General features: G+C 68.0%; 25 protein-coding genes. 6 read left to right on the forward strand and 19 right to left on the reverse strand.

Annotation, left to right across the window (positions count from 1 at the left end):
* Positions 1–58 precede the first annotated feature (58 nt).
* A complete protein-coding gene (locus NSQ78_RS06870) occupies positions 59–973 on the reverse strand; it encodes a LysR family transcriptional regulator ArgP (RefSeq protein ID WP_308306332.1) in 915 nt (304 codons plus the stop codon).
* A 107-nt stretch (positions 974–1,080) separates the two neighbouring features.
* Between NSQ78_RS06870 and NSQ78_RS06875 the strand changes: the two genes are divergently transcribed.
* Positions 1,081–1,695 carry a LysE/ArgO family amino acid transporter gene (locus NSQ78_RS06875; RefSeq protein WP_064239632.1) on the forward strand — a complete coding sequence of 205 codons (615 nt, stop codon included), beginning with the start codon at positions 1,081–1,083 and terminating at the stop codon, positions 1,693–1,695.
* Here NSQ78_RS06875 and map read toward each other — a convergent pair.
* From map to NSQ78_RS06950, 15 genes are all read right to left on the reverse strand, one after another.
* The gene (gene map / locus NSQ78_RS06880) at positions 1,692–2,474 is read right to left on the reverse strand and encodes a type I methionyl aminopeptidase (RefSeq protein ID WP_188238298.1); all 783 of its coding nucleotides are present in this window, start codon (positions 2,472–2,474) and stop codon (positions 1,692–1,694) included. The genes NSQ78_RS06875 and map overlap by 4 nt on opposite strands.
* Before the next feature lie 10 nt (positions 2,475–2,484).
* Positions 2,485–2,697 carry a ParD-like family protein gene (locus NSQ78_RS06885; RefSeq protein ID WP_064237943.1) on the reverse strand — a complete coding sequence of 71 codons (213 nt, stop codon included), beginning with the start codon at positions 2,695–2,697 and terminating at the stop codon, positions 2,485–2,487.
* A 68-nt stretch (positions 2,698–2,765) separates the two neighbouring features.
* A complete protein-coding gene (locus tag NSQ78_RS06890; RefSeq protein ID WP_064237944.1) occupies positions 2,766–3,125 on the reverse strand; it encodes a VOC family protein in 360 nt (119 codons plus the stop codon).
* 141 nt (positions 3,126–3,266) lie between these two features.
* Positions 3,267–4,151: an arginase family protein gene (locus NSQ78_RS06895; RefSeq protein ID WP_064237945.1), complete on the reverse strand. Its 885-nt coding sequence runs from the start codon at positions 4,149–4,151 to the stop codon at positions 3,267–3,269.
* Positions 4,152–4,154: 3 nt separating this feature from the next.
* Entirely contained in the window at positions 4,155–5,219 is a 1,065-nt protein-coding gene (locus NSQ78_RS06900) for a GNAT family N-acetyltransferase (RefSeq protein WP_064237946.1), read from the reverse strand.
* 28 nt (positions 5,220–5,247) lie between these two features.
* Positions 5,248–6,648, reverse strand: a complete 1,401-nt coding sequence (locus NSQ78_RS06905) for an aminotransferase class III-fold pyridoxal phosphate-dependent enzyme (RefSeq protein ID WP_005408663.1) — start codon at positions 6,646–6,648, stop codon at positions 5,248–5,250.
* A gap of 65 nt (positions 6,649–6,713) precedes the next feature.
* A complete protein-coding gene (locus NSQ78_RS06910) occupies positions 6,714–7,430 on the reverse strand; it encodes an MtnX-like HAD-IB family phosphatase (RefSeq protein ID WP_064237947.1) in 717 nt (238 codons plus the stop codon).
* Between the two features lie 213 nt (positions 7,431–7,643).
* Positions 7,644–8,807, reverse strand: a complete 1,164-nt coding sequence (locus NSQ78_RS06915) for a DegT/DnrJ/EryC1/StrS family aminotransferase (protein WP_339208215.1) — start codon at positions 8,805–8,807, stop codon at positions 7,644–7,646.
* Positions 8,808–8,817: 10 nt separating this feature from the next.
* Positions 8,818–9,216, reverse strand: a complete 399-nt coding sequence (locus NSQ78_RS06920; RefSeq protein ID WP_064237949.1) for a DMT family transporter — start codon at positions 9,214–9,216, stop codon at positions 8,818–8,820.
* A complete protein-coding gene (locus tag NSQ78_RS06925) occupies positions 9,213–9,572 on the reverse strand; it encodes an EamA family transporter (protein ID WP_014646430.1) in 360 nt (119 codons plus the stop codon). The genes NSQ78_RS06920 and NSQ78_RS06925 overlap by 4 nt, the downstream gene beginning before the upstream one ends.
* 1 nt (position 9,573) lies before the next feature.
* Positions 9,574–10,410, reverse strand: coding sequence for an alpha/beta fold hydrolase (locus NSQ78_RS06930; RefSeq protein WP_049464873.1), 837 nt, complete (start codon positions 10,408–10,410; stop codon positions 9,574–9,576).
* A gap of 80 nt (positions 10,411–10,490) precedes the next feature.
* Positions 10,491–11,870 carry a sensor histidine kinase gene (locus NSQ78_RS06935; RefSeq protein WP_308306333.1) on the reverse strand — a complete coding sequence of 460 codons (1,380 nt, stop codon included), beginning with the start codon at positions 11,868–11,870 and terminating at the stop codon, positions 10,491–10,493.
* Complete coding sequence (locus NSQ78_RS06940; RefSeq protein WP_049464871.1) at positions 11,867–12,550, reverse strand: response regulator; 684 nt, start codon at positions 12,548–12,550, stop codon at positions 11,867–11,869. The genes NSQ78_RS06935 and NSQ78_RS06940 overlap by 4 nt, the downstream gene beginning before the upstream one ends.
* A 132-nt stretch (positions 12,551–12,682) precedes the next feature.
* The gene (locus NSQ78_RS06945; RefSeq protein ID WP_339208223.1) at positions 12,683–13,807 is read right to left on the reverse strand and encodes a metallophosphoesterase; all 1,125 of its coding nucleotides are present in this window, start codon (positions 13,805–13,807) and stop codon (positions 12,683–12,685) included.
* A gap of 73 nt (positions 13,808–13,880) precedes the next feature.
* Positions 13,881–14,330 carry a helix-turn-helix domain-containing protein gene (locus NSQ78_RS06950; RefSeq protein WP_064237950.1) on the reverse strand — a complete coding sequence of 150 codons (450 nt, stop codon included), beginning with the start codon at positions 14,328–14,330 and terminating at the stop codon, positions 13,881–13,883.
* 78 nt (positions 14,331–14,408) lie between these two features.
* On the opposite strand from NSQ78_RS06950, the gene NSQ78_RS06955 reads away from it, so the two are divergent.
* Positions 14,409–15,623: an MFS transporter gene (locus NSQ78_RS06955; protein WP_064237951.1), complete on the forward strand. Its 1,215-nt coding sequence runs from the start codon at positions 14,409–14,411 to the stop codon at positions 15,621–15,623.
* 95 nt (positions 15,624–15,718) lie between these two features.
* Here the strand turns inward: NSQ78_RS06955 and NSQ78_RS06960 are convergent, their stop codons facing one another.
* The gene (locus NSQ78_RS06960) at positions 15,719–17,134 is read right to left on the reverse strand and encodes a GGDEF domain-containing protein (protein ID WP_064237952.1); all 1,416 of its coding nucleotides are present in this window, start codon (positions 17,132–17,134) and stop codon (positions 15,719–15,721) included.
* A 287-nt stretch (positions 17,135–17,421) separates the two neighbouring features.
* On the opposite strand from NSQ78_RS06960, the gene NSQ78_RS06965 reads away from it, so the two are divergent.
* The gene (locus NSQ78_RS06965) at positions 17,422–19,671 is read left to right on the forward strand and encodes a TonB-dependent siderophore receptor (protein ID WP_064239633.1); all 2,250 of its coding nucleotides are present in this window, start codon (positions 17,422–17,424) and stop codon (positions 19,669–19,671) included.
* Positions 19,672–19,814: 143 nt separating this feature from the next.
* Positions 19,815–20,795 (forward strand): cation diffusion facilitator family transporter, encoded by a 981-nt coding sequence (locus tag NSQ78_RS06970; RefSeq protein WP_064237953.1) that lies wholly within the window; start codon positions 19,815–19,817, stop codon positions 20,793–20,795.
* A gap of 38 nt (positions 20,796–20,833) precedes the next feature.
* On the opposite strand, the gene nfi is transcribed toward NSQ78_RS06970, so the two are convergent.
* Complete coding sequence (gene nfi, locus NSQ78_RS06975; protein WP_064237954.1) at positions 20,834–21,508, reverse strand: deoxyribonuclease V; 675 nt, start codon at positions 21,506–21,508, stop codon at positions 20,834–20,836.
* A 93-nt stretch (positions 21,509–21,601) separates the two neighbouring features.
* Here nfi and gpmA point away from each other — a divergent pair, with 93 nt between their 5' ends.
* A complete protein-coding gene (gene gpmA, locus NSQ78_RS06980) occupies positions 21,602–22,351 on the forward strand; it encodes a 2,3-diphosphoglycerate-dependent phosphoglycerate mutase (RefSeq protein WP_064237955.1) in 750 nt (249 codons plus the stop codon).
* A 210-nt stretch (positions 22,352–22,561) separates the two neighbouring features.
* The gene (locus NSQ78_RS06985) at positions 22,562–24,655 is read left to right on the forward strand and encodes a M13 family metallopeptidase (RefSeq protein WP_053505390.1); all 2,094 of its coding nucleotides are present in this window, start codon (positions 22,562–22,564) and stop codon (positions 24,653–24,655) included.
* Between the two features lie 200 nt (positions 24,656–24,855).
* On the opposite strand, the gene NSQ78_RS06990 is transcribed toward NSQ78_RS06985, so the two are convergent.
* Complete coding sequence (locus NSQ78_RS06990) at positions 24,856–25,473, reverse strand: HD domain-containing phosphohydrolase (RefSeq protein WP_049466880.1); 618 nt, start codon at positions 25,471–25,473, stop codon at positions 24,856–24,858.
* Positions 25,474–25,516 lie beyond the last annotated feature (43 nt).

Here is a 25,516-nt window from a genome sequence, read left to right on the forward strand (position 1 = left end):
CCAGTGGTAAAGAAGTGCGCAAAAGGTAGTGCGCCTGGTGTGAAGCCGGGGTCTGCGGTCATCGTCTCGTCCTCAACGAAGGGTGCCGCTGGCCGCTGGCCGCAGTGCGCAGCGCCTGGGTGATGTGCTGCAGCGTGCTTGAGCGCACGGCGGCATGCTGCCAGTACAGTAGCACATCGAGCCAGCGGCGGGGTTCCAGTACCACCACGCGGCCGGCGCGCACGGCGGGCGCGGCCAGAGTTTCCGGGGCCATGCCCCAGCCGAGTCCGCACGCAGCGGCTTCGACGAAGCCGGTGGAGGAGGGCAGGTAGTGTAGCGGCGGCTGCAGGCGGGCGCGGGTCAGCCGTCGCACGAAGCGCCATTGCAGTTCATCTTTGCGGTTGAACACCAGCATCGGTGCGTGCGCCAGGGTTGCGGCCTGCATGCCATCGCTGAAGTACCGGCGGGCGAAGGCGGGCGAAGCAATTGCCTGGTAGCGCATGGCGCCCAGCGGGTGCACGTTGCAGCCCTTCACCGGCCGGCCTTCGGCAGTGACCGCACCCAGCACGCTGCCATCGCGCAGCAGTTGCAGGGTGTGGTCCTGGTCGTCCATGCGCAGGTCGAACAGGTAGCCATGGCGCTGGTGGAGGTCGGCGACGGCCGGCACGAACCATGTATCGAGCGAGTCATCGTTGACCGCCAGCGGGATCGGCGTGCGCGCAGCGTCGCTGCCGCGTTCGGGCAGCAGCTCGGCCAGGGCCTCGGCTTCCAGCGCCTGCATCGGCCGCACGCGGCGCAGCAGCGCCTCACCGGCGGCGGTGGGCCGGCACGGGGCCTGGCGAACCAGCAGCACTTGGCCGAGCCGGTCTTCCAGTGCCCTGATCCGTTGCGACAGTGCCGACGGGCTGATCGACAGGCGGCGTGCCGCAGCCTCGAAGCTGCCTTCTTCCAGCACGGCAGCGAATGCGGACAGTTGCGGATGTACCAGGTCCACGCCGGCGCCTCTTCAGTTTTTCTGTACAGGATAAAGAAAAACAAGATTGCCTGAAGGTGGCCATCGGCCGCACCCTGCGCGTCCTCCTGCTGCCTGGCCCGTTCCTGATGTGGATCACCGCTTTCGCTGCCGGCCTGTTCGCAGGCGCCGGCCTCATCATCGCCATCGGTGCGCAGAACGCCTTCGTGCTGCGCCAGGGCCTGCAGCAGCGGCATGTGGGCAGGGTGGTGCTGGCCTGCGCCGGCGCGGATATCGCGTTGATCCTGGCCGGCGTGGGCGGCCTGGGCGCACTGGTGCTGCAGTGGCCGCTGCTGCTGCAGGTGCTGCGCTTCGGTGGCGCGGCGTTCCTGCTCTGGTATGGCGTGCAGGCCGGGCTGCGCGCGTGGCGCGGTGGCAGCGTACTGGCCGCGGCCGAGGCGCAGGCCGGCAGTGCGCGCCAGGTGCTGCTGACCTGCCTGGCCTTCACCCTGCTCAATCCGCACGTCTACCTGGATACCGTGGTGCTGCTGGGCAGCCTGTCCACGCGCTATCCGGGTGACCTGCGCTGGGCCTTCGGCGCCGGGGCGTGCCTGGCCAGCGTGGCCTGGTTCTGCACGCTGGGCTATGGCGCGCGACTGTTGCAGCCGGTGTTCCGCAGGCCAGGTGCCTGGCGGGTGCTGGATGCCGCCGTGGCGGTCTTCATGTTCTGCCTGGCGACACTGTTGCTGGTGCGCCCGCTCTAGGCCGCGTCCACCGCGCACAGTGGCGCTTCGCCGGGGCGCAGGGTCAGCACGCGCACGCCGTTGCGGGTTACCGCCACCGTGTGTTCGAACTGCGCCGACAGCTTGCCGTCGCGGGTGTAGACCGGCCATTGGTCCGGCTGCTGGCGGATGGCCGGCTTGCCCTGGTTGAGCATCGGCTCGATGGTGAACACCATGCCTTCTTCCAGCACCAGGCCGGTGTTTGGATGGCCGTAGTGCAGGACCTGCGGTTCCTCGTGCATCTCCTGGCCAATGCCATGGCCGCAGTACTCTTTCACCACGCTGTAGCCGTGGCTGCGCGCGTGGCGGGCAATGGCGTGGCCGATATCGCCCAGGCGCGCTCCCGGGCGCACTGCGGCGATGCCTTTCCACATCGCCTGGTAGGTAGCCTGCACCAGCCTGCGCGCGGCGTAGTCGACCTCACCGACCAGGTAGGTGGTGCTGGAGTCGGCGATGTAGCCGTTCTTCTTCAGGGTGATGTCGAGGTTGACGATCTGGCCGTTGCGCAGCACGTCGGTGGTGCTGGGAACGCCGTGGCAGACCACGTTGTCGATCGAGGTGTTGAGCACATACGGGAAGCCGTACTGGCCCTTGCTGGCCGGCCGCGCCTGCAGCTCGTCAACGATCATGCGCTCGACGAAGTCGTTGATCTCCATCGTGCTGCGTCCTTGCAGCGGCAACCGGTCGAGCGCGGCGAACACCTGCGCCAGCAGGCGCCCGGATTCGGCCATCAGCTCAACTTCTTCCGGCCGTTTGATGATGCCCATGGACTCAGGCCTGACCTGGCGCCGGCAGCGGCGGCTGCACCCCGGCCGCGCGCAGTTCACTGGCGACGATGTCCTGGAAACTCAGCGTCGGGTTCATTTCGCACAGCATGCCGACCCGGATCCAGAAGTTGGCCTGGGCGTTGATCGAGCGGCTGGAAACGGTGCAGGCACGGCGCAGCTGGTCGTGCAGGGTGTCATCGATGTTGACGATGCCCATGGGCGGTCCTGGAGGGGTGGATATACGAAGCGTATATGTTTCGTATATCCAGCTCAAGGCCGCATCGTTCAGTCCACGTCGGTGGCAAAGCGCAGGCGGTTGCCGTCGGGGTCGCGCAGCCGCATCTCGCGGCTGCCCCATTCGGTGTCATGCGGTGGCTGTTCGATCGGCACGTTGGCAGCGCTGAAGGCGCGGTGCAGGGCGTCTACGTCCTCGACGATGAAGTACACCGCGCCGCCGACCTCGCAGTCGCCGCTGTGCTCGGTGAGGAAGATCGTCTGGCCGTCGCGGGTGAGCTGGGCGAACAGTGGGAAGCCTGGTTCGAAGCGGTGTTCCCAGTCGACCACGAAACCCAGTCCCTGCACGTAGAACGGCAGGGTGGTATCGGCGTGGCGCATGCGCAGTTGCGGGGTGACGGTCTGGGGCATCGCGGCGGCTCCGGGGCGGGAGTCCAGTGTAGTGCCGGCCGCTGGCCGGCATCCGCATGCGCCCGGGAACAACGAGGTTGCCGGCCAGCGGCCGGCACTACCGGAGCTACGCCGGCCAGCGGCCGGTACGACCGGACGCGGTCAGCAGGCGGTTGGCACCGAGGCCATCGCCGCCAGCAGCTCGCGGTTTACCTGCTGGTGCCGCGCCTGCCACGCGGGCAGGTCATCGGCACGGATGTCGGGCTGGCCATCCAGCGAGGACAGCCTGCGCTTGAAGCGGCTGCGGTAGTGGGCAAGCGACACTTCGCCGGTGATGTCACTGCCGACCAGGCCACCGGCGCGCAGTGCTTCGATCACCACCAGCGCGTGTTCCAGCTGGAAGCGGCCCTGGTCCCAGTTGCTGCGGGCAACGTCCTCGGCGAACACATCCTTGTCGATCGACAGGTAGGTCGGCTGCGGTGACTTGGCCTGCTCGGCGGCGAACGCGGCGACCAGGGCCTCGGGATGCTCGAAACGACGGAAGGCGTGGCCCATGCCGAGGCGATGGCCCCAGCCCACGTCCACATCCATGCACCAGTAGGTCAGGCGCCCGCCCATCAGCGGGCGCCAGTGGTTCTCCCAGGCGTGGCCGAGGCCGATGTCACCGGAGGTGATGCCCAGCACATGGACGTGCGAGATCTGCGGCAGCTTGCTGGCCGCGTTCACCCAGGAACCGCAGTGCATGCCGAACGGGAAACGCATGTTGTCCGGATGGTTGTCCAGCACCACCAGCTGGAACGGCGCCTGCGCGCGCATGCGGCGCAGCAGCGGCAGGCTGAGATGATGGAAATCACCACTGCCAAGCATCACCGTGCCGAGCTGGGCCGGCAGCGGTGCCAGCACTTCAGCGGCGAAACGATCGAGGGTGGCGTTGCTGCACGCGAAGCGCAGTGGATCGTGCCATTGCGGCAGCGCCAGGGTCTGCGCTTGGGGCAGCGGCAGCACGCCACCGTCCAGGTCCAGGATCAGCGGGGAACGCAACGGCATCGTTCAGCCGCCTCCATCCGGTTCGCCCTGCAGATAGGGCGCCAGCCTGCGCAGCGCAACGCGCAGCAGCGGGGAGCGTGCGTGGATCGCGTGCCGGGTAGAAGTGAAGCGGGCGCCCAGCTCGGCCTTGATCCGCGAGTCGGTCCAGCCGGCCACGTAGTGGCTCAGGCCGTGCTGCAGCGCGTACTCCAGGTTGTGCATCCAGCTGACCGCGTACAGGTTGTGCTCGCGCGACTGCGGATAGGCCAGGCCGATGTACTTGTCCACCAGTTTGCCGGCATGCACGTAGCACAGGTTCCAGCCGATCAGCCGGCCCTGGTGGCGGTACAGGAACATCCGTCCCTGGCCCTGGCTGTCGGCCAGCAGGTACTGGAAATAGGGCAGGTCGAGCTGGTCGAAATGCACCGCGCTCTGCGCGTATACGCCCAGGTACAGCGCGTACAGCTCGGCCTGCAGCTTCGGGTCGGCCAGCGCCGGATCACCGGTGGCGATGCAGTCGACCTGCAGGTCGTCACGCGAACGCAGCTTGCGGCGGATGTTCTTGCGGCGCGAGGACGACAGGCGGCCAAGATAGCCATCGAGCGAATCGAAATCGATCGCCACCCAGGCCAGTGGCATGCCTTCCAGCTCGACGAAGCCGCGTGCCAGCAGCGCCTGCAGGAAGGCGCTGCTGTGGGCGTTGGCGGCGTCGTCCAGCAGCGGCGAATCGACCGCCAGGTCCTTGACCACCAGCAGGCGCGCATCGCCGATCGCGTGACGCGTCACGTCTTCGGCCAATGCCTCCGGCGCCACGTGCGCCGGCAACGGGGTGTACTCGGTGCTGGTGGCACCGACGAAACGGGTCTTCCAGGTGATCCATGGCCGCCACAGGCGCGACAGCGGCAGGCCGAGCAGCCTGCCGCGCAGCCCGTCGTCCATCGTGGTGGTCAGGTCCAGCGGCGCACGGAAGGTCGGCAGGCCGCTGGGAAGGCGGCCTGCCTCGAATCCGAGCGGCGGATGGGCCAGGAAGCCCTCCAGCAGCGCGGCCGGTTCCAGCGCGGTGCTGGATGCGCGTGACGTCATCTCCATCGGCACGGGAACCGGCGGCGCACCGGCCTCAGCCCTTGGCCTTGGTCAGCGCCTGGTCGAGCAGGGTGATGGCCAGGTCGATCTCTTCGTAGCTGATGTCCAGCGACGGCGCGAAGGTGATCACGTTCTTGTACCAGCCACCCACGTCGAGCACGAGGCCCATGCGCTTGCCGTCGTGCAGCAGGTCACCGGCCAGGCCGATGTCGACCATGCGGTCCAGCAGCTCCTTGTTCGGGGTGTAGCCGTCGGCCTGGCAGATCTCGGCGCGCAGCGCCAGGCCCAGGCCGTCGACATCGCCGATTTCCGGGTGGCGCTTCTGCAGGCCACGCAGGCCGTCGAGGAAGTAGGCGCCCTTTTCCGGCACGGTGCGCTCGTAATCCATTTCCTTGCCCAGCTTCAGCACTTCCAGGCCCAGGCGGGTGCCCAGCGGGTTGGAGTTGAAGGTGGAGTGGGTGGAGCCCGGCGGGAACACGGTCGGGTTGATCAGCTCCTCGCGCGCCCACAGGCCCGACAGCGGGTTCAGGCCGTTGGTCAGCGCCTTGCCGAACACCAGCACGTCCGGGGTCACGCCGAAATGCTCGATCGACCACAGCTTGCCGGTGCGCCAGAAGCCCATCTGGATCTCATCGACCACCATCAGGATGCCGTACTTGTCCAGCACGCGCTTGAGGCCGGTGAAGAAGTTGCGCGGCGGGATGACGTAGCCGCCGGTGCCCTGGATCGGCTCGACGTAGAACGCGGCGTACTCGGCCTGGCCGACCTTGGGATCCCACACGCCGTTGTACTCGCTTTCGAACAGGCGCTCGAACTGCCACACGCAGTGGTCGGAGTACTCGTCCGGGGTCATGCCCTTCGGGCGACGGAAGGGGTACGGGAACGGGATGAACATCGCACGCTCGCCGAAGTGGCCGTAGCGGCGGCGGTAGCGGTAGCTGGAGGTGATCGACGAGGCACCCAGGGTACGCCCGTGGTAGCCGCCCTCGAAGGCGAACATCAGGCTCTTGCCGCCGCGCGCGTTGCGCACGATCTTCAGCGAGTCCTCAATGGCCTGCGCGCCGCCGACGTTGAAGTGCACGCGGCCGTCGAGGCCGAACTTCTCGTGCATGTCCACGGCAATGGTCTTGGCCAGCTGCACGCGGGTCGGGTGCAGGTACTGGCTGGCGACCTGCGGCAGGGTGTCGATCTGGTCCTTCAGGGCGTCGTTCAGTCGCTTGTTGCTGTAGCCGAAGTTGCAGGCCGAGTACCACATCTGCAGGTCGAGGTAGGGCACGCCCGCGCCGTCGAACATGTAGCTGCCTTCGCCGCGCTGGAAGATCTTCGGCGGGTCGACGTAGTGGACGGTATCGCCGAAGGAGCTGTAGCGGGCTTCGTCGGCCAGCAGCTGCGCATCGGAGGCAGCCGCGTCGGCGTTCTTGTCAAAAATGTTCATGCAGTTCAGTTCCGTGGAGGACGTTCGGAAGGGCGCAACAGGGGAGCGTGCGTGGAGGAGAGGGCTCAGGCGGTGGCCAGCAGCAGGGGCAGTGCGGCGGGCTGCGGGCTGGCGTCGAGGCGACGTGGCTGCAGCAGGCTGCCATCGAGCAGGCGCGGCAACAGCGCGATGGCATCGTGGAAGGTATCGATGGCGGCATGCGCGATGCCGGCATTCGTGCAATGGGTGATCAGGCGGCGCTTGGCGAACACGAAGTCGGCGTCTTCAGAGACGCAGAAGTCCGAGCTGCCGTCGCCGATCATCAGCACGCGGGGGGCTTCGTTGGCGCGCGCCTGCGCAGCGCAGGTGCACTTGCAGGTCCCGCTGCGGCACCCTTCGGCCTGGTAGGGCGACTCCAGTTCCCAATGGTCTTCGCACCAGCGCAGGTGATTGGCCACCACCGGCAGCGGTGGCAGGCCATGGTTGGCAAGGATGCGATGGATCGCGTAGTCCAGGCCGTCGCTGACGATGCGCAGCGGCAGGCCCAGCTGTTCGGCGCGGCTGACGAAGGCGGCGAAGCCCGGATCGATCTGCACCTGGTCCAGGTGTGCGTCGAGCGTGGCCGGGTCCAGCTTCAGCAGCCGCACCTGGCCTTGCATGCATTCACGCGAGCCGATCTTTCCCGCCTTCCACTGGTCTTCCAGTTGCTGCCAGCCCGGCTGGCCGTACTTCTCCAGCAGCGAGTCGATGACATCTTCGAGGCTGATGGTGCCATCGAAGTCACACAGGATGCTCCAGTGCATGGGCAGGTCCGTCGATGAAAGAAACGTCCGGCACGATGCCGGGGCAGGCTCAATGTAGGCAGGCCGCCTTTCGTGTTCCTTTCCTGTTGAAAGCCTGCACCGCAGGCTGGGGAAAGTGTTCAGGAATCGCGCTTGCTGAACGGGCGTAATGCCCTGGAAACCGCGGTTTCAGGGCTGCGCAGCGGCCAGCGCCCGCAGGATCTCCGCGGTTTCCTAAGGGGTCTGCCAGGCACTGTTGCCGACGGTCAGCATGCGTGCGGCGAAGTCACGTGCGTTGGGCATGTCGTCCTGCGGCACCACGCCGCGCAGGTAGGCGTAGTCGGGCAGGGCATGGATGAACATGCGGCTGGCGCCAAGGCCGCGCGGCCACAATGCGTCCAGTGCGGCATCACGGGCGCGTTGGCTGGGCATCAACAGCATCAGCATCGGCCAGGTGCCGCCGGTACCGGCCAGGCCGTCGACCACCTCCACCGCCGGCAGCTGTGCCAACTGCACGCGCAGCTGCAATGCGCGCAGTCGTCCAGCCTGCAGGAACGCAGGCAGCCGCCGCGCCGCGTTGGCACCGATGTTCTGCCGCCAGTGGCTGACCCGGTGCTGCGGGATGTCCAGCGGGAAAATGTCACCGACCGCTTCTTCCAGGTCGCCGCGCTGCAGCGCGTTGCGCAGGGGATTGCCGTACACCAGCGACAGCAGCGAGGGCCGGTAGCAGGCGGCAAGGCCGAGCAGCTGCACGCTGCGAAGCAGCTCCCAGCGCAGGCTGGAACGCACCTGTTCTGCGGCATGCTCGGCCAGCGCGGCGCGCAGCTCGTCATCGCGGCTGACCAGCAGGCCGCCTTCGTGCAGGCTCAGCCCCTTGCCGGCGGCCAGGCTGAAGAATCCGATGTCGCCACGCAGGCCGACGCTGCTGTTGCCGATCCGGGCGCCCAGCGCCTGTGCGGCATCTTCGATGACCCAGGCCCCGGCGCGGCGGGCGATGTCGCAGGCCCGTTCGACATCGGCGATGCGACCGCCGAGGTGGGTCGGCAGGATGGCCAAGGTGCGCGCATCGGCCAGGCGCGAGAGCTGTGCCGGATCAAAGTCGAAATGGCCGCGGCGGGTATCGCACAGCTGCACGCGCAGGCCGAGGCTGTGCACGGCGATCGGCACCAGCGGGCAGGTGTAGGCCGGCAGGATCACGGTATCGCGCTTGGGCGCACGCTTGCGCAGGGTGCGCAGCGCGATCAGCAGGGCATGGGTGCCGGAGCAGGTCAGCTGCAGGGGAGGCGTGCCGAGCTGGCGGGCCAGGATCTCGCGCAGGTCGCCGCCACCGGGCAGGAAGTCACTGGCCTGCATCGGCAGGCCGGCCGTCGGCGGCAGTTCGCGCGCGAACAGGCTCATCGCCGCGCGCTCATGGCGTGCTTGCGGCGGGGCTGTGTGGATCGTCTGCTTCGGCGCGACCGAGGCAGACGATGCCGGCCACGATCAGGACCGCACCGACCAGGTGGTGCAGGGTCAGTGGCTCGTTCAACAGCCACGCCGACAGCAGCAGCACACTGATCACTTCCAGGTGCGAGGCCGCGAACGCCGGGCCGATCGGCGCATGGCGCAGCAGGCTCATCCAGGTGAAGAACGCGCCGACGTAGCCGAGGATGGCGCCGTACACCCACGGCTGCGACAGCACGCGCAGCAGCCAGGCGGTGTTGGCCTCGACCGGCAGGGCCGCCTCGCCGGCGTACTTGAAGCACAGCTGGGCCAGCGTGTCGAAGGCCATCAGCAGCGGGAAGCCGATCACATACAGGCGCCTCATGAGCCGGCCCCCACCACCGCCACGCCTGCCGTGACCAGCAGCATGCCGGTCACCCGCAATGGCGTGAGCTTCTCGCGGAACAGGATGCGGCCAGCGATCATCAGCGCAACGATGTTGATCGAGCCCAGCAGCACGCCCTTGGACAGCGGCACAAGTGACAGGAACGCGATCCAGGCGACGAACTCAAGCACGTAGCAGGCGATACCGATCCACAGCCAGGGTCGGCTGAGCATGTGTTTCCAGCGTTGCAGTCCTTCGCCATCCTGCGGGTCGCTGGCGGCGGCCTTGAAGGCGAGCTGGCCACCGGTATCGAGCACGACATTGGCCAGCCACAGCAGCGTGGCGAGTGCCCCCATCTCAGGCCACCGCCTTGAGGACGCCGCTGCGCTCACCGATTTCGGTGAAGAAGCGCGCGCTGCGGCGGATCACGTCGCGGCGTTCGCGGTCGATGGTGATCATGTGGTAGCTGTCTTCCAGTACCACCAGTTCCTTCGGGCCGCTGACCCGCGACATCACCAGTTCGGCATTGCCCATGCTGGCCACGTCGTCTTCGCGGGCGTGCATCACCAGGCAGGGGGCGGTGACCTGGTGCAGGTGGCGGCGGGTCCAGATGCTCAGGGCGCGCATCTCGGCCAGTGCATGCCAGGGGTTGCCCGGGAGGCCGGCGGCCGCGCTGTCGCCGGACAGCATGGCGGCACTGACCTGCGCACGCAGGCGCTCGTCACGCAGGCCGTAGGGCGGTTCTTCCATGAACATTCGGTCGCGGCCGATGTTGAAGCGCTTGAACCACGGCAGCAGGAACGACAGGCGGGCCACGGCGGGAATGTTCCAGCCGTCGTAGCGGAACGTGGCGCCATACACACCGACCCCGGACACCCACTCGGGGCGGCGCGCGGCCAGCGCCAGCGACAGCACCGCACCCATCGACAGGCCCCCGACGAACAACTGGTCGACCTTGCCACGCAGGCTTGCCGCCGCGTCTTCCACGCCCTGGTACCACTGTTCCCAGGTGGTCGCCAGCAGGTCGTCCACGCTGCCGCAATGACCGGGCAGCTGCACGCCGTGTACGGTGAAGCCCGCGTTGTTCAGGCCCTTGCCCAGCATGCGCATTTCCGCCGGGGTGCCGGTCAGGCCGTGGACCAGCAGCACGCCCTGCGGGCCACCAGGGAGGAAGAAGTCATGCGATTGGGTCACCTGGCGGCTCCGGGGGCGGCAGTGGGGAAGGTCAGGATCGCAAGCGCGATTTTCACCAGCCTTTCAGCCCCCGGTCCGGGTCAGGGGGCCTTCAGCAGCGGCAGCGTGATGGCAACTTTCAGGCCACCACCGGCACGGTTGAGGAAGGTCAGGCGGCCGCCGAGGTGCTCCACCGCTTCATGGGCGATGGCCAGGCCCAGGCCGGTGCCGCTGGCGGTGGTGCCGGGGGCGCGGAAGAAGCGCTCACCCAGCCGCGGCATCACATCCTCGGGCACCCCCGGCCCATCGTCCTCCACGTACAGTTCGACGTCATTGTCGTCCAGCGCGTGCACGCCGACGGTGACGGTCGCATCGCGGCCGGCATAGCGCAGTGCGTTGTCGATCAGGTTGTCCAGTGCCTCCTGCAGCTGGGCACCGTTGCCCAGGATGCGCAGCGGCTGGGGACTGCCGCGGTACCCCAGATCAATGCCATCGCGGATGGCTTCGGGCACGCGCATCCCGACCCAGTGCGGCACCCGTTCGCTCAGGTCCAGCGCTTCCACGGTTTCCGGAACGGTCTGCGCCCGGCTCAGCGCCAGCAGCTGGGTGCTGACCCGCGCGGTACGCTGGTTGAGGCGGCGGATGTGCTGCAGGGCCTCGCGTACCGTGTCCGGGTCACCATGGGCCAGCGCCTGGTCCACGTGCAGGGCCATGCCGGCCAGCGGCGAGCGCAGCTGGTGCGCGGCGTCGGCGATGAAGCGGTTCTGCAGCGTGATCATTTCCGCCTGGCGGGCAAACAGGTCGTCGATGGTGCTGATCAGCGGCTGGATCTCCTCGGGTACATCGGCGTCGGAGATCGGTGCCAATTCGCCGCGGCGCTGCGCCAGGCGGGTCCTCAACGGGGTCAGGATGCGCAGGCCGTAGGTCACGCCGAACCAGACCAGCGCGGCGGTGCCCAGCGCCAGCATGGTCATCAGCGGGATGATGATCATCAGGATCTCGCGCGCACGCTGCCGGCGGTCGGCCATGCTTTCGGCCACCGTCACCGCCAGCTCGTCCTGCGGGTCGTTCATCGCCCGCGTGCAGACAGTGGCCATGCGTACCTGCTGGCCGTTGAGCGTGCCGTCGTACAGCGCCGGATGCACCCCGGTGCAGTCCTGCGAAGGCGCATACGGGCTGAAGTCCGCATTGCCGCTGAGCGTGCCCTTGCGGCTGCTGTCGACGTTGAAATAGCGGTGGCCGTCGGGGTCGTATTCGATCAGGAAGCGCGCCTGCGGTGACAGATCGCTGGTCACCGGCATGGTGCTCAGCATCTGCGCGAACGAGTGCGTGTCGTCGATCAGGTTGCGGTCGTGGATGCGGTTGGAATAGTCCAGCGCAACGTAATAGGCCAGGATCGTGTTGAAGATGAGCAGGCCCAGCATCGGCAACGCCAGGAAGGCGAGCAGGCGCCGGCGCAGGCTCGGGGGGCCGCTGATCACGGGGCGCTGTCGTCCTGTGCGTCTTCCAGCATGTAGCCCAGCCCACGCACGGTGCGGATGCCCATGCCGCCCGGCTGCAGCTTGCGGCGCAGGCGGTGCAGGGCGATGTCCAGGCCGTTGTCGGTCAGGTCCTGTCCCCAGTCGCACAGGGCTTCCACCAGCTGCGCGCGCGACACAATGCGCTCGGCGCGTACCGCCAGCGCCGACAGCAGCCCGAACTCGCGTGCGGTCAGTTCCAGTGACTGGTCGTCGATCCACACCCGGTGCCCGGCCAGGTCCAGGCGCAGGCGGCCGATGCGCAGGTCCGGGGTGCCGTTGCTGGTGACCCGGCGCAGCTGTGCGCGCACGCGTGCTTCGAATTCGTCCAGTGCAAACGGCTTGACCAGGTAGTCGTCGGCGCCGAGGTCGAGCACGCGCACGCGCTCGGCCAGGCCGTCGCGGGCGGTCACCACCAGCACTGCCAGGCCATCGCCGCGCTGGCGCAGGCGTTGCAGCACGTCGCGGCCATCCAGTTGCGGCAGGCCCAGGTCCAGCACCAGCAGTGCGTACTGGGTCGAGCCCAGCGCGGCGTCGGCGTGCGCGCCATTGTCGACGTGGTCGACCACGTGCCCCTGCCGGCGCAGCGAGGCGCACAGGCCGGAGGCGATGTCCGGGTCGTCTTCAGCAATCAGTACGCGCATGCGCGGAGGCTCCTGTAACGGTCAGGCCCACCGGCTGGACGGGGCAGGCCTCTCGGCTGCCGAGGGTAGCCGCAAACCGGGGGAAGGTGGAGCGGGCCGGCACCTGCCGGCGCCGTCACGCTGTCCTGCCATTCAGTCCTGCAGGCCCGGTTGACCGAGCGCCAGCGGCACCCGCGAGCCATCCAGCAGCCCACGACTGAGCACACCGTTGTCGATGAACAGCAGCTCGCCGTTCTCGCCGTTCTTGATGCTGCTGTCGATGGCGATCACGCGGTCACCGTGGAAGCTGCTGACGTGTGGCATCGAGGTATGGCCGACCACGATCCGCTTGAGCTGCAGCCGGTCGAGCACGGCCTGCACCCCCGCGGTGTCGAGGCGGCCGTCGAAGTAACCGCGGTACCAGATCGGGCTGGTCTTGCCGTCGTACAGCGGTGCGGTGGCCGGGTCGGCCTTCACTTCGGCCTTGGGCAGCCCCAGCGAGGCCTGGTAGGCCGCGTTGGTGCGCGCCGGGTCCAGCGCCAGCTGCACCGCTTCGGGCGAGATGCCGCCGTGCAGGAACAGGGTGTCGCCGATCTTCAGCAGCACCGGGCGGGTGCGCAGCCACTGGCCGATCACCGAGTCCTTGCCGTACAGCTGCGGGTAGCTGCGGCCCAGCAGCTGGGCGCTGCGCAGGTACTTCGGGTTGACGTAGCGCAGGTCGTCGTACAGCACCATGGTCTCGTGGTTGCCGAGCACGAAGTGCACCGCACCGCCGGCGGCAGCGGCCTGCTGCTGCAGGCCATACAGCAGCCAGAAGGCTTCGGTGACCTGCGGGCCGCGGTCGAACACATCGCCGGCGACGACCAGCGTGTCCTTGCCCAGTGCCCAGCGGTCCTGGGCGTCGATGACCTGGTGGGCACGCAGCAGGCGCACCAGCAGCCCGTACTGGCCATGGATGTCGGACAGCGCGACGATGCGCGGCGCGGCCGGCAGTACGGAAATCGAAGGCGCATTCGGCGCGGCCACATGCACGGTGTGCTCGTAGCCGCAGCGTGGGGCGATGTCGGTGCCTGCGGTCTGCGTGGCCAGCGTGCGCGATTCGACCCTGTCGGCGCAGATCCATTGGGCCTGCAGCTGGTCGCCCTGGCGGAACACATACGGGCCATCGGCCTGCACGTGGTCGGCGGGCGCGGCGACCTCGCGCGCCTGCGTGGCTGTCGCGCAGGCCAGCAGCGGCAGCAGCAGGGCGGTCAGCAGGGAAGGGCGAAAGCGCGGCATCGGCGGCATCCAGCGGCGGAAAGACCCGATGCTAACCGGCGCCGCCGCATCGCGGTGTGCGCGAATGGGCGGGTCAGGCGCCGCGCCCGTCGCCCTTGAGTTTGCGCACACGCGTGGCGGCGGCCTGCAGGGCCTGACCGTCGCGCCCGCGCGGCTGCATGTACGGCAGCGGCCGCCGCGTCGCCGATTCGATCAGCTGCGAGTGGGCTTCGCCCGCCCCGAAGCGATGGCGCTCGCCCCATTGGCGCAGCGCCACCAGCAGCGGGAACAGTTCCTGGCCGGCGTGGGTGAGCACGTATTCCTGGTAGGCCGAGCCATCGGAGGCCGGTTGCAGTTGCAGGATGCCGGCCTCGACCAGTTTGCGCAGGCGATCACTGAGGATGTTGCGTGCCGCGCCGAGGCTCCGCTGGAAATCGCCGAAGCGGGTGATGCCGTCGAACGCGTCGCGGATCACCAGCAATGCCCAGCGGTCACCGAGCAGGTCGGCGCTACGGGCGACGGGGCAGGGGCTGTCGGCGTGCATGGCGGTCTCCGTTCTATGTGGTTGCAGTTTAAAACCAATGGAGCTAGCCTGCATATGGTTTCAATATGCAACCAGTCCATGAATGCCATGCCGATTCCACGCTCCCTGCTGGTCTTGCTCGCGGTGGCCGCCGGTGCCAGCGTCGCCAATGTCTATTACGCGCAGCCACTGCTGGATCGGCTGGCACAGGCGTTCGCGCTGGAGCGGGCGGCAGCCGGTACCGTGCTGGCGGCCACCCAGGCCGGCAGTGTGCTGGCACTGCTGGGCGTGTTGCCGCTGGCTGATCGAGGGGACCGGCGGCGCCTGTTGCGCGTGCAGCTGGCGGCACTGGTGGCCGCGCTGCTGTGGCTGGCGGCGGCACGCACGGCCAGTTGGCTGTTGTCGGGCATGCTGCTGGTCGGGTTGTTGGGGACCGCGCTGACCCAGGGCTTGATCGCCTGCACGGCGGCGATGGCAGCGCCCGCGCAGCGCGGGCGCGTGGTGGGCACGGTGCAGGGTGGGGTGTTCATCGGGCTGCTGCTGGCGCGGGTGCTGTCCGGCAGCGTGGCGGCCATTGCCGGCTGGCAAGCGGTCTATCTGCTGTCGGCTGCGGTGATGGCGGCGCTGGCCGTGCTGCTGTGGCGGCGCCTGCCGGCCGTGCCGGCACCGGCGGTGCCGCCGCGTTGGGGCGAGCTGCTGGGCTCGATGCTGGGCATGCTGCGCGAGGACCGGACGCTGCGCGAGCGCGGTCCACTGGCCCTGCTGCTGTTTGCCGGCCTCAATGTGTTCTGGGCGGCGGCACCCTTGCCGCTGTCGGCACCGCCGCTGCACTGGTCGACGGCGGCCATCGGTGCGCTCGGTTTGGCCGGGGTGGCCGGTGCGTTGATGGCGGCGAGGGTCGGGCACTGGATGGACCGCGGCTTCGTGCATCGGGTCAGCGTTGGCGCGTTGCTGTTGATGCTGGTCGCGTGGTGGCCGCTGCTGGAGTTGCCGCAGTCGCTGCCGTGGCTGCTGCTGGGCGTGATCGTGCTCGACCTCGGCGGCCAGGCGTTGCATGTATCGAACCAGGCGCTGCTGCTGCGTGCACCGGGTGAGCAGCACGGACGCCTGGTGGCGCTGTACATGCTGTTCTACGCAGTGGGCAGCGGCGCAGGCGCGGCGGCCGGGCCCTGGATGCAGGCCCGGCATGGCTGGCCTGCGGTGTGCCTGCTGGGTGCCGGCATCGCGGCGCTCGCCCTGCTGTGGTGGGCCGCGTGGCAAGTGGGGGCGGTGAAAGCAGCGGCTGGCGCGCGAACCGGTAGAGTCGACTGTTAGTCGACTGCTCTTCGTTCCGACGGCGAAAAGCTCCGCGCTGCGCGCGATAGTCGACTGGCAGTCGACTCTACACCTGGGTTGCCGTCCGCGTCGGGCTACCGCTGCAATGCCCGCCGTCCCGGTGCTTCCTGTAGTGCCTCGCTGGCTACCACCACGCGGTTGCGGCCGCTGCGCTTGGCCTCGTACATCGCTGCGTCGGCCCGTGCCATCAGCCGCTCGTAGTCCGGATGGCCGTCATGGCCAGCCACGCCGATGCTGGCGGTCAGTGCCAGCACCTGGCCATTGGCCAGCGCAACAGGCGATTGTGCGATCTGCCGGCGCAGGCTCTCGGCGATCACGGTCGCCTGCGATTCGCTGGCCGCCACCAGCACCACCACGAACTCCTCGCCGCCATAGCGGAACAGGTAGTCGCTGCCGCGTGTCAGCTGGCCGAGCAGGCCGGCCACGTGCTGCAATGCGCGGTCGCCGGCATCGTGGCCGTGGCCATCGTTGATCGCCTTGAAATGATCCAGGTCGAGCAGCAGCAGCGAGAACGGCGTGCGATTGCGCGTGGCCAGCTCGATCTCCCTGCGCAGGACCGTGGGCAGGAAGCGGCGGTTGAGCAGGTTGGTCAGTGCGTCGCTGCCGGCGTCCAGTTCGCCGATGCGCTCGAACAGCAGCGTCATCAGGGTGCGGATGGCCGCCAGGTCCTCGCGGATGGCAGGCAGCACCGCCAGGCGCTGCGCCGGCTCATCGCTGCGTGCGCGCTGGAGATGGCTGTCGATGCGGGACATCAACTGGCCGACCTGCTGGGTCTCGCTGCTCTCACCGAAACTGGGAATCCCCTTGTGGGTGAACCACAGGCCGAATTCCGAGGTGGCGAGGCGGGCGCTGTCACTGGCCTGCACATGGCCGGCCAGCGCGTAGAGCAGGGCGTTCTCCCAGTCCAGCAGCAATGCACGCTGGCGCTCGCGTTCGGCGCCGACGTTCTGCACCAGAGAGAACAGGCGGTATGCCGCATCGGCACGGGTCGAGCGCTCGCGTGCATGGGTGTAGGCCAGGGTCATGCCTTCCATGGCGATGTCCATGATCGCGCTGAGGCAGTCGATGGCGGCGAACGCGGTGGCACTGTCGGGCGCGTCGTCGCGCAGGCGCACGAACAGGTCGTGCTTGAGCACGCGCGCGCCGCGGGTGACCAGGTCGACCGGAATGCCGACCCGGGCATGCACATCGCCGATCACCCGTTGCGAGGCAACCGCGCTGGCAATGCCGTCGGCACCCGTGGTCAGCAGCTGCACCAGCCAGCGCTGCATGGCCGGCTGCAGGCGCTGCTTGACCTGGTCGTGGGACAGGAAGCGGCGCGCGCGCGGGTCCTGCAACAGGACGTCATAGAAGCGCTGGGCCAGCGCAGGTGGCGCATCGGCAGCGGCGGCGTGCAGCAGCGCGGTGGCGGTGGGGCCGGCCTGCAGCAGGCACTGCTGCCAGGCGTCGGCCAGCGGCTGGCTGGCGTCGTCCAGTTGGGGTGTTTCCACGTCGTTCTCTGACTGCGTACGGCAAACCACCGATATCGGCCGGGCTGGCGTGCGGTTGATGGCGGGTTGGCCCGCCAGTTTAAGCGTGATGCAGGCGCGTGCCGTGCGCGCAGCACATCGGCATCACCGCTGCAATGAGTGAACGCATTTGAGAATCACTCGCATTGGTGGGAGAATGCGCGCACGGATCGGGCCGCAGGCGACTGCAGCGACGCTCCGCCTCCCTCCTCGTCGTTGCCTCAAGCCCTTTGCCAGAGGCCCCGTTGCCCTGCCAGAAGGTCCAGATCATGTCCCCTGCCGTTGCCCTTTCGCCGCGCCCGCTGGCGCTTGCCGTTGCCGCCCTGCTGGCGGGCAGCGCCCTGACCGCCCAGGCTGAAACCGACGCTACCGATATCGATACCGTGCATGTCACCGCTTCGCAGATTGCCCGCCAGGCGTTGGGCACCTCGACCATTACCGCCGAGGACATCGCCCGGCGCCCGCCGGCCAACGACATCGCCGAACTGCTGCGGACCATGCCGGGCGTCAACCTCACCGGCAACAGCGCCTCGGGCCAGTACGGCAACAACCGCCAGATCGACCTGCGCGGCATGGGTCCGGAAAACACCCTGATCCTAGTCGATGGCAAGCGCATCGGCGCGCGCGATGCTGTGCGCATGGGCCGCAGTGGCGAACGCAATACGCGCGGCGATACCAACTGGGTGCCGGCGGAAATGATCGAGCGCATCGAGGTGCTGCGCGGCCCGGCGGCGGCACGCTATGGTTCCGGCGCGTCCGGCGGCGTGGTCAACATCATCACCAAGCGCCCGACCGGCGACCTGACCGGCGCGGTCGACCTGTATGGCCTGGTGCCCGAGCACAGCACCGAAGGCGGCAGCGAGCGCGTCGGCCTGCAGCTGAGCGGGCCGATGACCGACACCCTGTCGTTCCGCCTGTACGGCAACCTCAACAGGACCGACGCCGACTCACTGGACCTCAACCGCCAGTACGCGACCAACCCGAACGCGGTGCCGCCGGCTGGCCGCGAGGGCGTCAAGAACCGCGACGTCAACGCGTTGCTGCGCTGGGACGTGACCGCCGACCAGGTGGTGGAGTTCGAAGCCGGCACCAGCCGCCAGGGCAACATCTATGCCGGTGACCGCGCGGTCAGCACCACCGGTACCTCGACCGGCGTTGACCTGGCGGCGCTGGCCGAAGGCGAAGCGGAGACCAACCGCATGTACCGCACCACCGGCGCGATCACCCATCGTGGGCGCTGGGGCGATGTGACCTCGCGAGTGACGGCTGCGGTGGAGGCGGTCAACAACTCGCGCATCAACGAAGGCCTGGCCGGTGGCCCGGAGGGCAGCTTCAACGGCACCGACTGGTCGACCTCGCGCCTGCGCAACTACCAGCTGGATGGCGAAGTGAGTTTCCCGACCACGCTGGGCGGCGCCGAGAACGTCTGGACGCTCGGCTTCGAGTACCTGGACAGCCGCTTGACCGATCCCTATTCGATGAGCCAGTCCAGCAGCAGCGGCGGCGGCATCCCGGGGCTGTCGGCCGATCGTGCGCGTGGCAAGGCCGACGCGCAGACCACTGCGGTATTCGTGGAAGACAACATCTACCTGGGCGAGCGCTGGATCGTCACCCCGGGCCTGCGCTTCGACCACCACAGCCAGTTCGGCAACAACACCAGCCCCAGCCTCAATGCGCAGTTTCGCATCAGCGGCGACTGGGTGGTGAAGGGCGGTATCGCCCGGGCATTCAAGGCGCCGAACCTGTACCAGTCCAATCCGGACTATCTGTACTACACCCGTGGCAATGGCTGCCCGAATGCACTGCCGAGCCTGGGCGCCGGCTGCTACATGCGCGGCAATGCGGACCTGAAGGCGGAAACCAGCCTGAACAAGGAACTGGGCGTCGAGTGGGCACCGCAGAGCGGCTGGCAGGCGTCGTTGACCTACTTCCACAACGACTACAAGGACAAGATCCAGGCCGGTTACACCCAGATTGGCCTGACCGCCGACACCAAGGGCCGCATCTTCCGCTGGGAGAACGCCCCGAAGGCGATCGTGCAGGGGCTGGAAGGCAACCTGGTGATCCCGTTGCTGGGCGAGCAGGGCAGCCGCCTGAAGTGGAGCAACAACTTCACCTACATGGTGGAGAACGAGAACAAGACCACGCGCCAGCCGCTGTCGGTGATTCCGAAGTACACGATCAACACCATGCTGGACTGGCAGGCCACCGACAGGCTGTCGCTGCTGCTGACCGGCACGTTCTACGGCAAGCAGGAACCGGCCACCGCCAACATCAACAATGATCCGCGCTGCACCGGCAGCTGCGATCCCTCGATCGCGCTGCAGGACCGGGGTGCCTACAACATCTGGGGCGTGAGCGCCCGCTACAGGGTGACCGAGACCGTCAGCTTCGGCTTCGGCGTCAACAACCTGGCCGACAAGCGCCTGTTCCGCGAGGCCAACAGCAGCGATGCCGGCGCGGCGACCTACAACGAGCCCGGCCGCGCCTACTGGGCCAGCCTGCGCTTCGGGTTCTGAGCATACGCAAGTGCAGATCCGCCGTGGCCGCCGGGTCCTGCCCGGCGGCACCGGTGCTGCACGCCTGCAATGTTATAAACACCGTAATAGTCTCCCCCGCCAGCACGGCGTAGCCTGCACCGCATCGCAAAGGAGCTGTTGCCATGGGCCACGACCACGATCACCTGCCGTCCCAGATCCGCCATGAGAAACCCTTGTGGTGGGCGCTCGGCCTGACCTCCACCTTCCTCGTCGTCGAGGTGGTGGGCGCGTTCTGGACCAACAGCCTGGCGCTGCTGTCCGACGCGGCACACATGGCCACCGACGCGCTGGCGCTGATGATCGCGCTGGTCGCGGTGCGGCTGAGCCGGCGCCCACCCGATGCGCGCCGCACCTACGGCTATGCACGGCTGGAGGCGCTGGGCGCGATGATCAACGGTGCCATGCTGTTCGTGGTCGCCGCCTACATCCTGTGGGAGGCGGTCGGCCGTTTCCGCCAGCCACAGGAGATCGCGTCCTCCGGCATGCTGGTGATCGCGGCCGTCGGTCTGGTCATCAACCTGATCTCGATGCGCCTGCTGCAGGCCGGCAGTGGCGAGAGCCTCAACGTGAAGGGCGCCTACCTGGAAGTGTGGGCGGACATGCTCGGTTCGGTGGCGGTGATTGCCGGCGCATTGTTGATCAAGTGGACGGGCTGGAAGCCGATCGATCCGATCCTGGCGGTACTGATCGGGCTATGGGTACTGCCGCGCACCTACGTGCTGATGCGCGAGGCGATCAACGTGCTGCTGGAAGGCGTGCCCAAGGGCATGGACGTGGCCAAGGTGCGCGACAGCCTGTCCGGTCATGCCGCGGTGATGGACGTGCATGACCTCCATGTGTGGGCGCTGGCCTCGAGCACGCCGGCGCTGACCGCACACATCGTGATGCGCGACGGCACCGATGCCGATGTGCTGCGCCGCGAGCTGGGCGGGCGCCTGCACGATGACTTCGGCATCGAACACGTGACGCTGCAGATCGAAGCGGACCACTGTGGTGAAGCCTGCGCTGGACCGGCGTCGGCCAACGGCGGCGCGCAGCAGGGCCATGAAGGCCACGACCACGGTGAGGATGCGCAGGGCCATCGCGGCCACGTGCATCGTTGAATGAAAATGAAGGCCGCACCGGGCAATGCCCGGTGCGGTCATGCGTCGCGTCGCGAGGCCAGCCGATCCGCCAGCCGGGTCGGTTCCGGCAGCCGGTAACCGCGCAGCGTGCGCTGCACCCAGTCCAGCGCGGTATCCGCACTGATCCGATGGCCGCCGGCCACGAACAGCGGCTTGCAGCGCACCTTGCTGCGCAGCACCCAGCCCAGTTGTTCGTCGCCATCCTGCAGCGGCGCATGTGCACCGGCCTCGGCGCCCGGTTCGACGAACCGCCCCACCAGCTTCGACTTCGCTACCCCGATGCTCGGCAGGTCGGTGACCACGCCCAGATGCGCAGCCACGCCCAGCCTGCGCGGATGGCTGATGCCGTGGCCATCGACGAACACCAGGTCCGGCACGCGTGGCAGCAGCGCCAGTGCGGCCAGCAGTGCCGGCAGCTCGCGGAAGCTGAGCAGGCCGGGGATGTAGGGCATCACCGTGGGGATGCGCGCGATCTCCTGTGCCACGGGCTTCAGCGTCTCCGCGTCCAGCAGTACCGCCGCGGCGCGGGTGATGGCGCCGTTGTCCTCGAAGCCGACATCCATCCCTGCCAGCCAGCGCACGTTGCGTGGCAGGCGGTCCTGGCGCTCCACGCGGCCCGCCAGTTGCAGCTGCTGCGCACGGGCGGCAGCGACGCTGCCTTCCCAGCGTCCGGGGTCGATCACCGTATTCATGGGTCACAGCATCGCACGGGCGGCGCCACGGCCCGGTGAGCGGCGGCCGGGCTACAATGGCGGCCTGCCTTTCCTCGCGTTGGAGACCCTGCAGTGACCCGTAGACTCGTACTGTTGCGCCATGGCCAGAGCCAGTGGAACCTGGACAACCGCTTCACCGGCTGGGTCGATGTCGACCTGACCGAGCAGGGGCGGCGCGAAGCGGCCGCCGCCGGCCGCCTGATGCGCGAGGAAGGCCTGCAGTTCGACGTTGCCCACACCTCCGTGCTCAAGCGCGCCATCCACACCCTGCAGGGTGCGCTGGCCGAGCTGGAGCAGGACTGGCTGCCGGTGAACAAGTCCTGGCGCCTCAACGAGCGGCACTACGGCGGCCTGCAGGGGCTGGACAAGGCCGAGACCGCGGCCAAGCACGGCGAAGAGCAGGTCAAGGTCTGGCGTCGTTCGTACGACATCCCGCCGCCGCCGATGGACCTGGAAGATCCGGGCCACCCGATCCATGACCGCCGCTACGCCGGCCTGGACCGCAACGCGCTGCCGGGCACCGAGTCGCTGGCCACCACCCTGGACCGCGTGCTGCCGTACTGGCATGACGCCATCGCACCGCACCTGAAGGACGGCAAGACCGTACTGGTCACCGCGCACGGCAACTCGCTGCGCGCGCTGTACAAGTACCTCAACAATGTCTCGCGCGAGGAGATCCTCGAGCTGAACATCCCGACCGGCATCCCGCTGCTGTTCGAACTGAACGACGACCTGACCGTGCAGTCGTTCCGCTACCTGGGCGCCCCGGAAGCAGCACGCAAGGCTGCCGAAGCCGTGGCCAACCAGGGCAAGGCGAAGTAAGAAGCAGAAGGCCGGCGCAAGCCGGCCTTTCTTTTTGTAGAGCCGAGCCCACGCTCGGCCGCTTTGGGCTTTTGCCGCAGGAAGCATGAACCCGGAACGGAGAGCAGTCGAGCATGGCGCGACTCTACAGAAGCCGCGTGCTGTGACCTTTGGCCGGTCCCCGGCGTCGCTCCCCCGGCTACCCTGTGAAATTACCCGCAGGAGAGCCTCATGAACGTCCGCAACCTGGTCCCGCTGGGCCTGACCATCGCCATCGCTGCCTCACTGGCGGCCTGTGGCAAGAACGAAACCGCCCCGGCGGCCAGTGCCGACGCCAAGCCGGCCTTCGACCTGTCGCAGATCAAGACGCCGCTGATCTCGCTCAACAGCGCCGACCTCGATCCGGCCATTTCGGCCTGTACCGACCTCAATGGCTTCGTCAACAGCAAGTGGCTGAAGGCCAACCCGGTGCCGGGCGACCAGACCACCTGGGGCAGCTTCGAGATCCTGCGCGAGCGCTCGCTGGAAGTGCAGCACGCGCTGGTGCAGCAGGCCGCCGCCAGCCAGGCCAAGGCCGGCTCGGTGGAAGCCAAGATCGGTGACATCTGGAAGACCGGCAACGACGAAGCGAAGATCGAAGCTGCCGGCCTGGCGCCGCTGCAGCCGCAGCTGGACAAGATCGCCGCGCTGAACGACACCGCCGCCATCACCCGGTACCTGCGCGACAGCCAGGCCGAGGGCAAGGGCGTGCTGTTCTCGCTGTTCGCCAATGCCGACTACAAGGATTCGGCCAACGTCATCGCCTACGTCGGCCAGGGTGGCCTGGGCCTGCCGGAGAAGGGCTACTACTTCGACGATGCGCAGGCCAAGATCCGCGATGCCTACGTGGCCTACATCGCACAGGTGCTGACCCTGTCCGGCGTGGACGCGGCGCAGGCCGCCGAGCAGGCCAAGGCCGTGATGGCCTTCGAAACCCGCCTGGCGAAGGCCTCGATGTCGCGCATCGAAATGCGTGATCCGGCCAAGCGCTACAACCCGCTCAGCGCCGCCGACGCCGACAGGCTGACCCCGAACTTCAGCTGGACCGCGCTGTTCGACACCCTGAAGGTGCCGGCCGCGCAGAAGTTCTCGCTGGCCCAGCCCGGCTTCTTCAGTGAAATGGACAAGATGCTCGCCGACGTGCCGGCCAGCACCTGGCAGGCCTATCTGCGCTTCCACACCATCGACGACGCCTCGCCGTACCTGAGCAGCCAGTTCGAGAAGGCCAACTTCGATTTCTACGGCACCACCCTGCGCGGCCAGAAGGAAATGCAGCCGCGCTGGAAGCGCGTGCTGGAGTCGGTCAACGGTGGCATGGGTGAAGCGCTGGGCCAGCTGTACGTCGACGCCGTGTTTCCGGCCGAGTCGAAGGTCGCCATGCAGCACCTGGTGGAGAACCTGTCGCAGGCGCTGAAGGCGCGCCTGGAGCAGCTGCCGTGGATGGGCGAAGAAACCAAGAAGAAGGCGCTGGAAAAGTGGGCCAGCTTCACCCCGAAGATCGGTTACCCGGACAAGTGGCGTGACTGGGCGGGCCTGCAGACCAACGGCGACAGCTACCTGGGCAACATGCAGGCGGCGCGGGCGTTCAACTACCGCTACATGCTGGACAAGATCGGCAAGCCGGTGGACAAGACCGAGTGGGGCATGACCCCGCAGACCGTCAACGCGTACTACAACGCCACCAAGAACGAGATCGTGTTCCCGGCGGCGATCCTGCAGGCGCCGTTCTTCGACGCCAAGGCCGATCCGGCGCTGAACTACGGCGGCATCGGTGCGGTCATCGGCCACGAGATGATGCATGGCTACGACGACTCGGGCAGCCAGTTCGCCGCCAACGGCAACTTCGACAACTGGTGGACCGACGCCGACCGCAAGGCCTTCACCGAGCGTACCGACCAGCTGGTCGCGCAGTTCGACGGCTATGAAGCGGTGCCGGGGGTGAACGTGAAGGGCAAGCTGACCCTGGGCGAGAACATCGGCGACCTGGGCGGCCTGACCGTGGCCTATGACGCGCTGCAGATGGCGCTGAAGGAAGACCCGAAGGCGAATGTCGAGGTCGATGGCCACAGCCAGGACCAGCGCTTCTTCATGAACTGGGCCACGGTGTGGCGCCGCAATTTCACCGATGGTGAGCTGCGCGTCCGCCTCAACACCGATCCGCATGCGCCGGCCAACTTCCGTGCCAACGGTGCACCGTCGAACATGCCTTCGTTCGCGGCCGCCTTCCAGTGCAAGGCCGGCGATGCAATGGTGCGTGCCGACGACAAGCGCGTGGTGATCTGGTAATCGATCATCCGTGAACGCGTGATGCGAAAGGCCCGGCGAATGCCGGGCCTTTTGTCTTCCAGGCCGGCAGCACAGCGCCGACTGGTAGAGTCGACTGTTAGTCGACTATCGCGCGCAGCGCGGGATTTTCGCGATCTGGACGAAGAGCAGTCGACTAACAGTCGACTCTACCGGCGGGTCGTTTCACCGTCGGGAAGATCTCAGGCCAGCGCCGGCGCGCGCGCCAGCATGCGATGGAAGCGCTGCAGCACGTAGGGGTCCACCAGCCCGCCGGACTGCGCTTCGATGATCCGCAACGCGGTTTCGTGCTCCATCGCGTCGCGATACGGGCGTACGCTGGTCAGCGCATCGTAGGCATCGACGATGGTGACGATGCGCGCGCCCAGCGGGATGGCCTCGCCGCGCAATCCGTCGGGGTAGCCGCTGCCATCGAAGGCTTCGTGATGGGCGCGGATCAGCCGTGCCACCGGTGCGGCATCGCTGCGGCCGGTGGCCAGGAAGATATGCTCGCCGCGCACCGGATGCTCGCGCATGATCGCGCGTTCTTCTTCGGTATGCTGGCGCGGCGCCAGCAGAACATCGTCGGGTATGCCGATCTTGCCGATGTCGTGGAAGCGTGCGGCCAGGCCGATCTGCGCACAGGCCGGGGGGGCGAGATCGCAGTGCGTGGCCAGGCAGCGGGCCAGCAGGCCCACGCGGTCGCAGTGGTGACGGGTGTAGGCGTCGCGCATCTGCAGCGACATCGAGAGGGCATCGATCAGGCAGGCCTGCGCGTGCAGCAGGTCGGGGGCGGGTACGGCGTCAGGAAACATGGTCATCCGCCCGCACCGGCTGCGCGCCGATGCGGGTGTGCGGGGGGGC

The sequence above is a fragment of the Stenotrophomonas sp. FSL W7-1447 genome (assembly GCF_037966425.1).
Lineage (GTDB): Bacteria > Pseudomonadota > Gammaproteobacteria > Xanthomonadales > Xanthomonadaceae > Stenotrophomonas > Stenotrophomonas pavanii.